Source organism: Tardiphaga sp., from assembly GCF_028290785.1.
Lineage (GTDB): Bacteria > Pseudomonadota > Alphaproteobacteria > Rhizobiales > Xanthobacteraceae > Tardiphaga.
In genome coordinates, this window is sequence record NZ_JAQGJD010000204.1 from 18808 (window position 1) to 34216 (window position 15409).

The 15409-nt window shown below is 65.2% G+C and carries 13 protein-coding genes and 2 pseudogenes; 6 read left to right on the plus strand and 9 right to left on the minus strand.

The features are described from left to right. Positions 1 to 138: 138 nt before the first annotated feature. The 3 genes from hpaD to JWR89_RS11885 all read left to right on the plus strand — a co-directional run bounded on the left by hpaD (position 139) and on the right by JWR89_RS11885 (position 3851). Positions 139 to 1122, plus strand: a complete 984-nt coding sequence (gene hpaD, locus JWR89_RS11875; protein ID WP_299716096.1) for a 3,4-dihydroxyphenylacetate 2,3-dioxygenase — start codon at positions 139 to 141, stop codon at positions 1120 to 1122. Positions 1123 to 1338: 216 nt separating this feature from the next. Beyond that, positions 1339 to 2205, plus strand: coding sequence for a fumarylacetoacetate hydrolase family protein (locus tag JWR89_RS11880; RefSeq protein WP_299716098.1), 867 nt, complete (start codon positions 1339 to 1341; stop codon positions 2203 to 2205). Between the two features lie 23 nt (positions 2206 to 2228). Next, positions 2229 to 3851, plus strand: a complete 1623-nt coding sequence (locus JWR89_RS11885; protein ID WP_299716100.1) for a thiamine pyrophosphate-dependent enzyme — start codon at positions 2229 to 2231, stop codon at positions 3849 to 3851. 99 nt (positions 3852 to 3950) lie between these two features. Here the strand turns inward: JWR89_RS11885 and JWR89_RS11890 are convergent, their stop codons facing one another. From JWR89_RS11890 to JWR89_RS11925, 8 genes are all read right to left on the minus strand, one after another. Then, on the minus strand, positions 3951 to 5171 hold the full coding sequence (locus tag JWR89_RS11890; RefSeq protein ID WP_299716103.1) for an ABC transporter substrate-binding protein: 1221 nt from the start codon (positions 5169 to 5171) through the stop codon (positions 3951 to 3953). 131 nt (positions 5172 to 5302) lie between these two features. Next, the gene (locus tag JWR89_RS11895) at positions 5303 to 6541 is read right to left on the minus strand and encodes an MFS transporter (RefSeq protein WP_299716105.1); all 1239 of its coding nucleotides are present in this window, start codon (positions 6539 to 6541) and stop codon (positions 5303 to 5305) included. A gap of 222 nt (positions 6542 to 6763) precedes the next feature. Next, on the minus strand, positions 6764 to 7414 hold the full coding sequence (gene alkB, locus JWR89_RS11900) for a DNA oxidative demethylase AlkB (protein ID WP_299716106.1): 651 nt from the start codon (positions 7412 to 7414) through the stop codon (positions 6764 to 6766). Between the two features lie 9 nt (positions 7415 to 7423). Next, on the minus strand, positions 7424 to 8122 hold the full coding sequence (locus tag JWR89_RS11905; RefSeq protein WP_299716121.1) for a 2OG-Fe(II) oxygenase: 699 nt from the start codon (positions 8120 to 8122) through the stop codon (positions 7424 to 7426). 331 nt (positions 8123 to 8453) lie between these two features. Continuing rightward, the gene (locus tag JWR89_RS11910) at positions 8454 to 9143 is read right to left on the minus strand and encodes a DUF2848 domain-containing protein (RefSeq protein WP_299716108.1); all 690 of its coding nucleotides are present in this window, start codon (positions 9141 to 9143) and stop codon (positions 8454 to 8456) included. Between the two features lie 39 nt (positions 9144 to 9182). Continuing rightward, positions 9183 to 10532: an amidase gene (locus tag JWR89_RS11915; RefSeq protein WP_299716110.1), complete on the minus strand. Its 1350-nt coding sequence runs from the start codon at positions 10530 to 10532 to the stop codon at positions 9183 to 9185. 37 nt (positions 10533 to 10569) lie between these two features. Further along, the gene (locus JWR89_RS11920) at positions 10570 to 10902 is read right to left on the minus strand and encodes a hypothetical protein (RefSeq protein WP_299716112.1); all 333 of its coding nucleotides are present in this window, start codon (positions 10900 to 10902) and stop codon (positions 10570 to 10572) included. A 2-nt stretch (positions 10903 to 10904) separates the two neighbouring features. Next, positions 10905 to 12245 carry an acyclic terpene utilization AtuA family protein gene (locus tag JWR89_RS11925; RefSeq protein ID WP_299716115.1) on the minus strand — a complete coding sequence of 447 codons (1341 nt, stop codon included), beginning with the start codon at positions 12243 to 12245 and terminating at the stop codon, positions 10905 to 10907. A gap of 204 nt (positions 12246 to 12449) precedes the next feature. Here JWR89_RS11925 and JWR89_RS11930 point away from each other — a divergent pair, with 204 nt between their 5' ends. The 3 genes and pseudogenes from JWR89_RS11930 to JWR89_RS11940 all read left to right on the plus strand — a co-directional run. Beyond that, entirely contained in the window at positions 12450 to 12863 is a 414-nt protein-coding gene (locus JWR89_RS11930) for a Zn-ribbon domain-containing OB-fold protein (RefSeq protein WP_299716124.1), read from the plus strand. A 4-nt stretch (positions 12864 to 12867) separates the two neighbouring features. After that, complete coding sequence (locus JWR89_RS11935) at positions 12868 to 14007, plus strand: thiolase (RefSeq protein WP_299716118.1); 1140 nt, start codon at positions 12868 to 12870, stop codon at positions 14005 to 14007. 171 nt (positions 14008 to 14178) lie between these two features. Further along, a pseudogene (locus JWR89_RS11940) lies at positions 14179 to 14877 on the plus strand (SDR family NAD(P)-dependent oxidoreductase); the annotation flags it as partial. Between the two features lie 3 nt (positions 14878 to 14880). Here JWR89_RS11940 and JWR89_RS11945 read toward each other — a convergent pair. Next, positions 14881 to 15409 (minus strand): annotated as a pseudogene (locus tag JWR89_RS11945) (SDR family oxidoreductase); the annotation flags it as partial.

Here is a 15409-nt window from a genome sequence, read left to right on the forward strand (position 1 = left end):
TTCCGGGGCGCGAGGGCACAGCCCGAGCGAACCCGGAATCTTGATATGGGACGATGAACATTTCGAGGTTCCGGGTTCTCGGCCGGCTAACGCCGCCCGCGCCCCGGAACGACAGAAGAAACATAAACAGGAAACACCATGCCGGTCCCGCAACATGTCTTCGATCCGCCGTTCAACATCCTGCGCGCCAGCCATGCGGTGCTCGACGTCGTCGATCTCGCGGCCAGCCGCGCGTTCTATGAGAACATCATCGGCCTGCATGTGGAGGACGATGACGGTGAGGCGGTCTATCTGCGCGGCAGCGAGGAGCACCAGCATCACTCGCTGGTGCTGCGCCGCGCCGACAGCGCCGCCTGCGCCCGGCTCGGCTTTCGCGTCGGCAATGAGGGCGATCTCGACAAGGCCGCCTCGTTCTTCGCCGCCAACGGCATCGTCTACGCTTTCGTCGAACGCCCGTTCCAGGGTCGCACATTGCACTTCACCGACCCGTTCGGATTCCAGATCGAGCTTTACGCGCAGATGGAGAAGCGGCCGCACCTGCTGCGGCGCTACGATCTGTACAAGGGCTGCCATCCGCAGCGACTCGATCATTTCAACGTGTTCGCGGCCGAACTGCAGGACACCATGGATTTCTATGCCCGGCTCGGTTTTCGCCTCACCGAATATGCCGAGGAAGACGGCGCGAACGGCCGCGTCGCCGCCGCCTGGATGCACCGCAAGGGCAACGTGCACGATTTCGCCATCACCAATGGCCGGGGGCCGCGGCTGCATCACTTCGCCTATTGGGTGCCGACCTCGATGAACATCCTGCACCTGTGCGACGTGATGGCCGCCGGCGGCTATCTCGCCAACATGGAGCGCGGCCCCGGTCGCCACGGCATCTCCAACGCGTTCTTTCTCTACGTCCGCGATCCCGACGGTCACCGCCTCGAACTCTACGCATCGGACTATCAGACCATGGACCCGGACCATGAACCGTTGCGCTGGTCACTGAAGGATCCGCGCCGCCAGACGCTATGGGGCGCGCCCGCGCCGCGTTCCTGGTTCGAGCAGGGCTCCAGGTTTGTCGGACAGGACGTGCGCGAGCCGCTGTTCGTTGCCGACGTCACCATTGCGGATTGAGAATGTGATGCGCACGGACAACATGGCATCCCTCCCCCTTGCGGGGAGGGTCGGCCGAACGAAGCGATGCGCCGCATCGCTGAAGTGGAGGCCGGGGTGGGGGTGCCGCGGGCTCGGAGTACGTGGCACCCCCACCCGACCCGCCTTCGGCCGGCCACCCACCCCGCAAGGGGGAGGGAAAGAAATAGCCGCCTCTCGCGTACACTGGATTAGATCATGACCCCTCCCCGCCTCGCCACCTTCACCGTCAACGACGCGCCAAAATACGGCGCCGTCACCGACAGCGGCGTTGTCGATCTCTCCGCGCGCTATGCGCAGGACTATCCGACGCTGCGCGAGGCGATCGAACACGGCGCGCTGCACCGGCTGGCGGACGCGGCGGAAAATCTGCCGCCCGACTTCGCGCTCGATGCTGTCAGCTTGCAGCCGCCGATCCCCTCCCCGGAGAAAATTATCTGCGTCGGCGTCAACTACCCCGACCGCAATGCCGAATACAAGGACGGGCAGGACGCGCCGAAGTTTCCCAGCCTGTTCATGCGCACGCCGCGCTCTTTTGTCGGCCACGGCACGCCGCTGGTGCGCCCGCGCGCATCGACGCAGCTCGACTATGAAGGCGAAGTGGTGCTCGTCATCGGCAAGCCCGGTCGCCACATCGCCGAGCGCGACGCGCTGGATCACATCGCGGCGATCACGCTGTGCAACGAGGGCACCATCCGCGACTGGGTGCGCCACGCCAAATTCAACGTCACCCAGGGCAAGAACTTCGATTCCACCGGCAGCCTCGGGCCATGGATCGTGCCCTACAGCGATGAATCGCAGATCGCCGATATCCGCCTCACCACCCATGTCAACGGCGAGTTGCGGCAGGACGACCGCACCTCGCGGATGATGTTCGGCTTCCGCTATCTGCTCAGCTACATCTCGACGTTTACGACGCTGGTGCCCGGCGACGTCATCGTGACCGGTACGCCGACCGGCGCTGGCGCGCGGTTCGATCCGCCGCGTTATCTCGTCCCCGGCGACGTCATCGAGATCGCCGCCGAAGGCATCGGCACGCTGCGCAACGGCGTGATCGACGAATGAACTCTTCCAGTGGGAAACACAAAATGACCGCACGAACCGGCGGCGAAGCCATTGTCGATGGGTTGCTCGCCCATAATATCGATACCGTGTTCGGTCTGCCCGGCGCGCAGATCTACGGGCTGTTCGACGCCTTCCATCAGGCGCAGCTCAAGGTGATCGGCGCCCGTCATGAGCAGGCCTGTGGCTACATGGCCTATGGCTATGCCCGCGCCTCCGGCAAGCCCGGCGTGTTCAGCGTGGTGCCCGGCCCCGGCGTGCTCAATGCGGGTGCTGCGATGCTCACCGCGTTCGGCTCCAACGAGCCGTTGCTGTGCCTGACCGGTCAGGTGCCCACCGCCTTTCTCGGCAAGGGCCGCGGCCATCTGCACGAGATGCCGGACCAGTTGGCAACGCTGCGCAGCTTCGTGAACTGGGCCGACCGCATCGAACATCCCGGCGACGCGCCGACCAAGGTGTCGCGCGCGTTCCAGGAGATGATGTCGGGGCGACGCGGCCCGGTGGCGCTGGAAATGCCGTGGGACGTGTTCACCCAACGCGCGGAAGTCGCCGCCTCCACACCATTCGCGCGCCTGCCCTCGCCGCAACCGGACAGCGATCGCATCCAGGCTGCGGCGGCGCTGATATGCTCCAGCAAGAACCCGATGATCTTCGTCGGTTCCGGCGCGTTCGACGCGGCAAGCGAGATCCTCGAACTGGCCGAACTGATCGACGCGCCCGTGGTGGCGTTTCGCTCCGGCCGCGGCATCGTCAGCAACGCCCATGAGCTGGGTCTCACCATGGCGGCGGCGTATAATTTATGGCCGGAGACCGACCTGATCGTCGGGATCGGCACGCGGCTGGAATTGCCGGCATGGCGCTGGCCGTACCGGCCCGAAGGGCAGAAGTCGGTGCGGATCGACATCGATCCGGTGGAGATGCGCCGCTTCGCGGCCGACGTTGCGGTCGTCGCCGACGCGCAGGCCGGCACGCGCGATCTGCTCGCCGCGGTGCGCAAGGTCGGCTTCACGAAATCGGCGGGACGCCGGCAGGCGATCCGCGATGCTTCGGCAAAAGCATTGCACGACATCCAGTCGGTGCAGCCGCAGATGGCCTATCTCGACATCTTGCGCGCCGCGCTGCCCGCCAACGCCATCGTCACCGACGAGTTATCGCAGGTCGGCTTCACCTCATGGTACGGCTTTCCGATTTACGAACCGCGCACCTTCATCACGTCGGGCTATCAGGGCACGCTGGGCTCCGGCTTCCCGACCGCGCTGGGCGCCAAGGTCGCCTATCCCGATCGCCCGGTGGTAGCGATCACCGGCGATGGCGGCTTCATGTTCGCGGTGCAGGAACTGGCGACGGCAGTGCAGTTCAAGATCGGCGTGGTCGTACTGGTGTTCGACAACAACGCCTATGGAAATGTGCGGCGCGACCAGTTGCAGGTGTTCGACGGCCGGGTGACGGCCGCCGATCTGGTCAATCCGGATTTTGTCCGGCTCGCGGAATCGTTTGGCGTAGGCGCGGCGCGCGTCACGTCACCGGCCGCATTCAAGCCGGCGCTGGAAAAAGCGCTGGCCGATGGGGGGCCGTATCTGATCGCCATCGACGTAGTCAGGGATTCCGAAACCAGCCCGTGGGCGTTCATTCACCCGGCGAAGCCGTAGACCCATCCACGTCATTGCGAGCGCAGCGAAGCAATCCAGAAGCAACAAGCGAAGTCTGGATTGCTTCGTCGCTTCGCTCCTCGCAATGACGACCGAGCCTTACTGCTTCACCGGCGGATCGAGCTGCGTGCAGCCGCCATCGGCGATCGGCCGCATGATGTCCTCGGCCTTGATCTTGCTCTTGATCTTGAGCAGGTCCCATTCGCCCTTGACCTCGGATGGCTTCTTCACTTCGGCAAGCAGCATGTCGTTCATCAGGCGGCCATCTTCGCGGACGCGGGCGCCGGGCGCGAAGAAATCATCCACCGGCATCGCCTTCATCTTGCGCATCACGGTGAGGCCGTCATTGTCATTGGCGGCCTCGGCCGCGCGCAGATAATGCCTGACAGCACTGTAGACGCCGGCCTGTGCATGGGTCGGCATCTTGCCGCCGTGCTTCGCCGCGAAGCGCTTGCCGAAGGTGCGGCTGGGCTCATCATTGTCCCAGTAATAGCCGGTGAGGTATTGCACACCCTGGGTCGCCTCGGCGCCGAGGGCATGGACCGACGTCAGATAGAAGATCAGCACCGCCAGCTTCTGCTTGCCCTCGCCGATCTGGAATTCGCGCGCCTGCTTGATGTTAGTGACGGTGTCGCCGGACGCGTTGGCCAGCGCGATCACCTTGGCGCCGGACGATTGCGCCTGCAGCAGGAACGAGGAAAAATCCATCGTGCCGACGGGATGACGCACCGCGCCGAGCACTTTGCCGCCGGCCGCGGTGACGACCTTGGAGACTTCAGCCTGCATCGCGATGCCGAACGCATAGTCGGCGGTGATGAAGAACCAGCTGTCGCCACCCTGCTGCACCACGGCCTTGGCGATGCCCTGCGCCAGCGAATAGGTGTCGTACAGCCACATTGCGCCGGTCGGCGAACAGGCCTTGCCGAAGATGTCGGCGGTGGCGGAGCCGACATGGACCAGCACCTTGCCGCGCTCGCGCGCCATGTTTTGCACCGCCAGCGAAATCGCCGAATTGCCGATATCGAAGATCGCATCGACGCCCTGCTGGTCATACAGGTCGCGCGCCAGCGAGACGCCGACATCGGTCTTGTTCTGATGATCGGGGCCGAGCAGCACGACCGGCTGCCCCCTGACCTTGCCGCCGGCGTCATCGACCGCGAGTTGCGCGGCAACCACACTGCCGACCCCGCCAGCGTCGGAAAACACCGAACTCTTGTCATTGAGGACGGCAATCTTGAGGGGTTTGGTGATCGGTTCGGCGAGCGCGGACGTTGCCAGCGACGCCATCAAAACAGCCGTCAGGCCCATGCGAAAGGTCATCGTTTCCTCGTTTTGATTTTGCTTGGCGCCAAACTTATTGGCCGGGAACTCGGTTGACCAGCAATTTTTAATTGAACGATTAAATAAATACTTCGAGGGAAGCCGATGTGACCCGCCTCACAAAGGCGCGCTCAGACCGTTTGCACGGCCTGGCTGCCCCGCTGCATCCGCGACGCCGCCAGCACCAGCAGTCCCGCGCCGGCCACCGACCAGCACGCCACCGGCGCCCAGTGCAGCAGCGGCGCGTAGTCCGGCAGCTTCTGCAGGCCGCCGGCCACTGCGGCCATCCGCGCAAAAGTCGCCAGCGCCAGCGCGGAGAATACCAGGCCGACGACCTTGCCCTCGGCGCCGGTCTCGCCGATCGCCAGCGCTGCCGATACCGCGCTCATCAGCATGCAGCCCCATGCGGCGCCGGCTAGAAATTGCGTCGCGATCAGCACGTTGAGGCTGCCGGCCAGTTCGGCTGATATCACCGCGATGGCGCCGAGCAGCCCGGCCGCGCCCATCACGATCAGGCCACCGCGGCGCTTGGTGACCGCGCTGGCCGGAAACATCGCGATGTTGAAGCCGATCCAGAACACCGGCATCAGCCATTCCAGATCGGCGGGCCTGGCGAAGCGCAGGAAGAACGGCGCGCTGTTGATGCTGAAATGCAGTTGATAGCCGAGCGCCAGGATCACCATCGCGGCGATGAACAGCACCGGCACGCGGCTGAGCGGTTTGGTATCGACCGGCTTCCTGGCGCTGTCGCGCGCGGCGACGGGCACCAGCCCGCGCTCGACGCGAGACAGCGCCAGCGCCACGATCAGCAGCACGCCGCTGGAGATGACGAAGGGCAGCCGCGGATCGCTGTTGCGTAACGTAGCGCCGAGATAGGGCGACAGCGCGCCGGCCAGACCGTAACCCAGCATGACAAGCGCCGCGAGAAAGGGGCGCGACGGCCGCGACGCGTATTTGCCGAGCAGGGTCAGCGGCGGCGCGCGCAGCGCCGACGAGGTCGCGGCCCAGATCACGATCAGCACGATCAGTGCAGTTTGCGCGCTCGGTCCCTGACCGGCGACGAACGGCAGCGCCACGAAGGCGGCGCAAGAGACCGCGGTGAGCACGCCGACGATCAGCCCGAGCCGGCCGACCACGCGCGCGATGCGGTCGGCAACGATGCCCATCGCGGTGTCGGTGACGGTGAAGATCAACTGATCCAGCATCAGGATGAAGATCACCACCGTCGGCGCCAACCCGACATCGGCGGCGAGTTTCGGCAGGTAGATGACGTAGACCGTCCAGCCGAGCGTGAACACCAGTTGCAGCACGGCGAGATAGACGCCGGCGCGGGTGCTGGTGGTGGTGTCGGATAGTTCGGGGTTGGTCATGATGCCCTCAGCGCGCAACATAGAACAGCGCAAGCATTATTGGAAAGCGGCGCGGTGCTCTTCTTCCTTCTCCCCTTGTGGGAGAAGGTGGCACGGTCGAAGGCCGTGACGGATGAGGGGTATTTGCACGCTCGGAGCCTGCCGCTACCCCTCACCCGTCCGCGCTTCGCGCGTCCACCCTCTCCCACAAGGGGAGAGGGAAGGAAGAAGACGCAGCACTCGCTACATCACCTTGCGAAACGTCAGATTAATGCGCTGCCGGCCCATGATCGGATGCTCGCCTTCCGCCAGCGGCGCGACGCCGTGAAACGCCAGCCGCGCCGGGCCGCCCCATACGGCGATGTCGCCATGCTCGAGGCGAAATTTTTGCGGCTTGTCGCTGCGCGAGAGTCTCCCGAACAGGAACGTCGCCGGCAGGCCGAGCGACACCGAGACGATCGGCGCGCCCAGATCGAGTTCGTCCTTGTCCTGATGCAGCGACATCTTGGCGCCGGGCACGTAGCGATTGATCAGGCACGCCTGCGGCGCAAAACCTTTGAAGCCACCCTGCTCCGCCGCGCGCTGCGCCAGATCGCCAAACGACGGCGGCATTGCCGGCCATGGCTGACCGCTCACCGGATCGATCGCGTCATAGCGATAGCCCCCGATATCGGTGACCCAGCCCTTGCTGCCGCAATTGGTCATCGCCACCGACATGGTATGGCCTGATGGCGTCACCATGTGGCGGAACGGCGCCTGCTTCACTATAGCGCGCAGGTCGGCGATCAGGTCGGCTTCGGTGGCCGCGAAGATGCCGCGCAGCAGCACGGCGCCGTCGGCCATCACCTCACGCGAAGGCCTGATATCGGCGAGGCCGGCAAACAGATCGGTCATGGCGGCCCGTCACTTCGCATCGTGAAAAATCACCCCCAGCGTATGGCGGTGCCCGGCGCGGAGCCGGCTGACGCCATGGCGCAGGTTAACACGGTAGACGCCGCGGGTGCCCTGTACGGGACGGTGATGCACAGCAAAAACCACCGCGTCGCCCCGACATAGCGGAACCACCTCGGGCCGCGACTGCATCCGCGGCCGCTGCTCGGTCAACACGAATTCGCCGCCAGCAAAATCCCCGCCGGGCTCCGACAGCAGGATCGCCACCTGCAGCGGGAATACGTGCTCGCCGTACAGATCCTGATGCAGGCAGTTGTAGTCGCCCTCGCCGTATTGCAGCAGCAGCGGCGTTGGGCGGGTCTGGCCGGCATCGTGGCATCGCTGCAGGAAGGCCGCGTGATCGGCGGGATAGCGGATCTCGATGCCCATCGCTGCGTTCCAGCGGTTGGCGACCTCACTCAGCGGCGCGTACAGCGCGGGACGCAACCCGGCGATCAGATCGGGCAACGGATAGGAAAAATACTTGTACTCGCCGCGACCGAAGCCGTGGCGCCCCATCACGACGCGGCTGCGGAAATGCACGTCGTCGGGATACAGCGAAGCAAGTGTGGCGCATTCGTCTTTGGCGAGAAGGCCTTCGATGACCGCGCAGCCGCGGGCGTCGAGGTCGGCGCCGATGCGCGCCCAGTCGATGGCATCGACGCGCGGCATGATTCCCTGCGGCGATGCCGTGTCGGCCCGCTTTGCCTTGCTTGCGAAAGAAACCATGGCGCCGCTCCGTTCCCGGCCGCGATTATGATGTCATGGCCTGTCGGGGCAAGGTGCGGAATTCGGGAGGCACGAGACACCCGATTTCCGGCGGTCCCGTTTCCCGGACGCGCTGCGGCATTCCAGGCGATGCACTTGCATCGCCGCATGCCGCTGCGCAGATCCGGGATCCCGGTTGCTTTCTCATAACAAACCGGGACCCCGGATCTGCTGCGCACCACGCCGCCAAGCGGCGGCGCAGTGCGCAGCGTCCGGGGAACGTCCCCCGAGGTCCTCAGCCTAAAACCGGCAGCGTCGCGATATCGTAGCCCGACGCAATCTTGCGCTTCAGCACTGGGTCTTCGATCTCGTAGTCGAAGCGCGTCGCCGGGCGGATGCCGCCCTTGGCGGCGAAGGTGCCGCCAAACATCGCGGTGCCCTCGGGCAGCGTGGCTGCGTTGAAGCCGAGCTTGATCAGTTCTGCGACCGGCAGCATGCCGCTCAACGTGCCTTCTTGGTACAGCACGCGCTGGCCATCGATCGTGGCATAGGAGCGCAGGATGATCTGGTCCCAGTGACCTTCGACCTCGGCCAGATCCCACACCGTCGTCGCCACCGGCTTGTCGCACACCTGTTTCGACACGGTGATGTTGTAGGTCTCGACCTTGCGGTCGGTGTGGTCGGAGCCGACGCCGACAAAGGTGCGGCCCTTGCCGCCGAACAGCACGAATTCGACTTCGCCGGAAGACTCCTGGCCGGTGCATTCGATCGCCGCGTCGGTGGTGAGGCGGCGCGCGGCGCAGCGGTAGTAGATCGGCGTCGAGGCCGGCGGCGCGATGCCGATGGCGGCGAGCTCGGCGATGTGGTGGTCGCGCGCCACTGGATCGCGGCCGGTCCAGCCGGCAATGACGCCCTGGGTGATGGTGAGGCTCAACGGCGTCGTGGTGCCCTTGGCGTCCAGTGTGAACGCGATGGTGGTGCTCATGTCGTATTCCTTGAAAATGAAGCGAGAGCGAGAAAGCGATCAGCCGCGGATGGCCGTTTCGATGCCGGCGGCGAGTTCGAAGATGCGGCGGTCGGAGCCGCCCGCACCGGCCAGCATCAGGCCGACGGGCGCCTCGCCGTCGCGGTGGATCGGCAGCGAGATGGCGCAGCCGTCGATCATGTTGACCAGCGTGCAGTTGCGTAAGCTTAGGATGTTGGCCTTCGCGAACACCTTGTCATCCTTCATGTCGTCGATGACCGGCGGCGTGATCGCCGCGGTCGGCATCACCAGCGCGTCATAGGGCGCGATGCGTGCTTCCGTCCGCGCAATCAGCGAGCGCCGCGCCGGCAGCAGGTCGATATATTCGGCCGCGCTGATGGTTTCACCGCGCAGGATGCGGACCGAGACGCGGGGATCGTAGACATCGCCCTTGCGGGCGATCAGATAGCGGTGCCAAGCATAGCTCTCTGCCGCGGTGAAGCCGCCCTTGACGCTCATCGGGCCGATGTCGAGGAATTCCGGTACGGCGATGCGCTCGATCAGCGCGCCCTTGTCGGCGAGCTTCTTCAGCGCGCGCTCGAAGGCGTCGGCGACGATCGGCTCCAGATCGTCCATCGCAATGGTGGTCGGCACCGCCAGCCGCATGCCCTTGATGGGACGCGGCGCCAGCGGCACCCACGCCTCGTTGGCGAGCACGGCATCCATCACCGCGCAGCATTCCACGGTGCGCGCCAGTGGGCCGATACTGTCGAGAGTAAAGGACAGCGGCACCGCGCCGTCGAGCGGGACGCGGGCTTGCGTCGGCTTGAAACCGACGATGCCGTTGAACGCGGCCGGAATCCGGCAGGAGCCGCCGGTGTCGGTGCCCAGCGCCGCATGCGCCATGCCATCGACCACGGAGACCGCGGCCCCCGACGACGAGCCGCCTGGGACATGGCCGACGTCGCGCTGCCAGGCGCTCTTCGGCGTGCCGAAATGCGGGTTGGTACCGATGCCGGAATAGGCGAATTCCACCATGTTGGTGCGGCCGATCAGCACGAAGCCGGCCGCGCGAAGCCGCGCCACCGCGGGCGCATCGGCGGTGGCGGGGGCGGAATCCTCCAGCGCACGCGAGCCGGCGCGGCTGACCTGGCCCTTGATGTCGAACAGGTCCTTGATCGAAATCGGGATGCCGGCAAACGCCGACGGCGCCGCGTTGACGGCGCGGAGCTTGTCCATGGCATCGGCGGCGGCCAGTGCCGCATCCTTGTCGACATGAAGAAAGGTGCGCTCGCCCTCCCCCTTGGGATCGGCGATGGCAGCCAGGCAGGCCTCGACCAGCTTGCGGGAGGTGGTGCGACCGGCCGCGAGATCGTCGGCCAGGCTGGCAAGGGTAGGCTGCAAGGTCATGTCTCGTGTCCTGTTTCGGGCCGGACCGACCTGTCGATCACGGCGCGGTGTCGGTATCGCCGAAACCACCGTCGATTTCCAGATCGAGCAGCGCGGAGCTCAGCGATTTGCCATGCGCATCGAGCGCCAGCGACCGCGTCACGCCGCCGCCAAGCGCCTGATCCATCACGAAATTCAGCGCGGAAATATTCGGCAGTTCGTAGCGAACCACCGTACCCGCGACGATTGGACCGAACAACGCCTTCACGCGCGCGCTGGTCACCTGCGACACCAGCAGCGGATAAAGCTTTGCGTCAAAGGCAATGACCGAGATGTTGGAGATATTGCCCTTGTCGCCGGTGCGGGAATGGGCGATGTCGCGCAGCTTCATGGTCAGGCCTCCACGAACCGGATCGAGGGTGTGGCGAGATCACGCGGCAACAGCACCGACGCCACCGCCACCACCTCGCGCGCGGATTTTGTCGCACCGCCGCCGGCGGCAGGGCCGTTGGTGTACAGCGTCTCGACCTCGTTGCCGATCCGCACGGCCTCACGAAAACTTTCGGTGCGGCCGGTCACACGAATGCGGACCTCATAGGGATCGTTCGCGCGCGTCGCAAGTTCGGCGCCATGGAGGGAATCAATACCGATCAGGTCGAAGCGGGTTTCGCTGGTCGCGACGCCGGTGAGTTGCAGGCGCTCGCGTACGATGTCGAGGGCAAGCCGTCCGCGCGCAACCGCTCCGGGGCCGGCATAGGAGATCTGCCCTTCGCCGATATACCCATCGACATAGCCGACAGAAACTTTCAGCGTGGCCGTGCGCTGCGTGCCGCGGCCGCCGCTGACGCGAACGCGATCGGGCGCGATCTGCTCGATCTTCACGTCAGAAAAATCCGCGACCACATCGGGCTGGATGTAACGTTGGGGATCGTGGACCTCGTACAGCAATTGCTCCTTGCAGGTCGCCGCGGTCACCGCGCCGCCGGAGCCTTGGACCTTGGTGATCACCAGGGAGCCGTCTTCGCCGACTTCGCCGATCGGAAAGCCCAACCGCGCGAGACCCTGCACATCCTTGAAGCCGGGATCGGCGAAATAGCCGCCGGTGATCTGTCCCGCGCATTCCAAGAGATGGCCGGCGACGGTGCCCTGCCCGAGCAGATTCCAGTCGTCCATCGCCCAGCCGAAGGCATGGATCATCGGCGCCAGAAACAGCGCCGGGTCCGAGGCGCGCCCGGTGATGACGACATCGGCGCCCGCATTCAGCGCTTCCGCCATCGGCGCGGCACCGAGATAGGCATTGGCGGACAACACGCGGTTACCGAGTTGCCGCATGGTGCCGTCGATTTCCAGCAGCGGCAGGTCGCTGTCCTTGCAGGCTTCCAGCACATCGTCGCCGGTGACGGCCGCAATCTTCAGCGATGAAAGGCCGAGCGACCTGGCGATCTCCGCGGTCTTGCGCGCCGCCGCCACCGGATTCGCCGCGCCCATGTTGGTGACCAGCTTGATCCCCTTCGCCGCGCAGATCGGCAGCACCGCGCGCATCCGCTCCTCGAGCAGCGGATCGAAGCCGCTATCGGGGTTCTTCATCCGCGCCTGCTGCGCCAGCGCTACCGTGCGCTCGCCAAGGCATTCGAATACCAGATACTGGATGTCGCCATGTTTGGCGAGTTCGACCGCGGGCTCGATGCGGTCGCCGGAATAGCCGGCTCCGGAGCCGATCCTTATGCTTCGCAAAATCGTCTCGGCATGTTCGCTCCCCGGAATTTCGCGACAACCTACCCCGCCCGGTTGCGGCGGCACAAGCCTCGCGCGTGCCGCTGCGCGGTGGGCGGATGCGGCCATGCAGCGGTGGGCCGTTGACGCGGGAACGTGGAATGTCCATCAAGATCGCAACGAGCGGGGCCGATGACCCCGCCCCTTCCGGGAGAGAACAACGACATGGCCGAGGCTTCCCGCGCGCGTCCGAAACCGACACCGGAAACCCAGCATTTCTGGGACGGCACGCAGGCCGGCGAATTGCGCCTGCAGCGCTGCGACGAATGCGCCAACGTGTATTTTCCGCCGCGCCCGTTCTGCCCGTCCTGCGCCTCGCGCAAGGTCAGCGTCTTCAAGGCCTCCGGCCGCGGCACGCTGTACAGCTACGTGATCAATCACCGCCCCGCCGCCCCGGGCTTCACGCCGCCTTACGCCATTGCCGTGGTCGAGCTGGAAGAAGGCCCGCGGCTGATGAGCAATATCCTGGATTGTCCGCAAACGCCGGAAGCGCTGGTGCTCGACATGAAGCTGGAAGTCGCGTTCGAAAAACTCGACGACGCCATCACGCTTGCGCAATTCCGTCCGGCGAAAGGCTAGCATCATGCGCAGGAACGCAGTCGCCGTCGTCGGCGCCGCCGAGACCACCGAACTCGGCGTCATCCCCAACATGTCGCAGTTGCAGCTCCATGCCGATGCCGCATTGAACGCCATCAAGGACGCTGGCCTCAAACTGTCGGACATCGACGGCATCGCCACAGCGGTGGAAACGCCGCAGCAGATCGCGCATTACCTCGGCATCACGCCGACCTGGGTCGATGGCACCTCGGTGGGCGGTTGTTCGTTCATGCTGCACGTCCGCCATGCCGCGGCGGCCATCGAGGCAGGCCTGTGCAAGACCGTGCTGATCACGCATGCCGAAAGCGGCAAGTCGATGATCGGCAAGGCGCCGCGCTCGATCCCCGCCGACAGCCTGCAGGGCCAGTTCGAGGCGCCGTTCGGCGTCTACGGCCCTCCCAGCATGTTTCCGATCCCGGTGCTGCGCTACATGAAGACCCATGGCATCACCCACGAGCAGATCGCCTCGGTGGCCGTCGTGCAGCGCGAATGGGCGGCGAAGAATCCGCGCGCGACCATGAAGGCGCCGATCACGGTCGAGGACGTGCTGAACTCACGGATGATCGCCTACCCGTTCCGCATCCTGCAATGCTGCCTCGTCACCGACGGCGGCGGCGCGCTGATCATGACCTCGGCCGAGCGCGCCAAGGACTTTCCGCACAAGCCCGTCTACATCCTCGGCACCGGCGAGAGCGTGGAAACCCCGATGGTCAGCCAGATGAAAACGTTCGACTCCTCGCGCGCGTTCACGGTGGCAGGACCGACGGCGTTTCGTGAGGCCGGCATCGCGCATAGCGACGTCGATCACCTGATGATCTACGACGCCTTCGCGCATCTGCCGCTGTACGGTCTCGGCGATCTCGGCTTCATGCCGCATGAGGAAACCGGCAAATTCATCGCCGACGGCAACACCCGCCCCGGTGGCAAGCTGCCGATGAACACCAATGGCGGCGGCCTTAGCTACATGCATTCCGGCATGTACGGCATGTACGCGCTGCAGGAGAGCGTGCGGCAAATGCGCGGCATCGCGCCGGCGCAGGTGCCGGGCGCGAAAATTTCGGTCTGTCATGGCGTCGGCGGCATGTTCGCCGCGTCGGGGACCGTGATTTTTACGAACGAGGCGTAACGCGCCGGCCTCTCCCCGTCATTGCGAGGAGCGAAGCGACGCGGCAATCCAAAGCCACAAGCTCGGTGAGAACTGGATTGCTTCGTCGCAAGGGCTAAGAGGAAAGCTGGCGAGCCAGCTTTCCTTGACCTCGCAATGACAACCATCACATTCAACCAAGAGGAACCAACCATGTCACAGACCAAATCACTCGACGGAAAAGTCATCGTCGTCACCGGCGCCGGCCGCGGCATCGGGCGCGGCATTGCGATGCTGTGCGCCGCTGAAGGCGCCAAGGTCGTCGTCAACGATCCCGGCGTCGGCACCGACGGTTCGGGCGGCGATGGCGCCGCGCCGGCGGAACAGGTGGTCGAGGAAATCACGAAGGCCGGCGGCACCGCCGTTGCCAATTTCGAATCCGTCGCCGAAGCGATCCCCGCCAGCAAGATCATCAAGCAGGCTGTGGACACCTACGGCCGCATCGACGGCGTGGTGAACAATGCCGGCATCCTGCGCGACGCGATCTTCCATAAAATGTCGATCGACGCGTTCGAGATGGTCATCAAGGTGCATCTGATGGGCTCGTTCTATACCTCGCACGCCGCGGCGCGTTACTTTCGCGAGCAGAACTCCGGCTCGTTCGTGCACTTCACCTCGACCTCCGGTCTCATTGGTAACTTCGGCCAGGCCAACTATTCCGCCGCCAAGCTCGGCATCGTCGGCCTGTCGAAGTCGATCGCGCTCGACATGAACCGTTTCGGCGTCAACTCGAACTGCGTCTCGCCGTTCGCCTGGAGCCGCATGATCGGCAGCATCCCGACCGAGACCGAAGCCGAGAAGGCCCGCGTGGAACGGATCCAGCGCATGGGTCCGGAAAAGATCGCACCGCTCGTCGCGATGGACCGAGCGCAGCGGGCGCGACTGCCCCATCAGGAAAATCTCGTTCATGCGCGCGGCGAAGATCTGCCCGGTGACGTCCTTGCCGGCGTCCGAGAGCAGATAGGCGACGAGCGGCGCGATCTTTTCCGGCCCCATGCGCTGGATCCGTTCCACGCGAGCTTTCTCGGCTTCGGTCTCGGTGGGGATGCTGCCGATCATGCGGCTCCAGGCGAACGGCGAGACGCAGTTCGAGTTGACGCCGAAGCGGTTCATGTCGAGCGCGATCGACTTCGACAGGCCGACGATGCCGAGCTTGGCGGCGGAGTAGTTGGCCTGGCCGAAGTTACCAATGAGACCGGATGTCGAGGTGAAGTGCACGAACGAGCCGGAGTTCTGCTCGCGGAAGTAACGCGCGGCGGCATGCGAGGTGTAGAACGAGCCCATCAGATGCACCTTAATGACCATCTCGAAGGCATCGATCGACATCTTGTGGAAGATCGCGTCGCGCAGGATGCCGGCATTGTTCACCACGCCGTCGATGCGG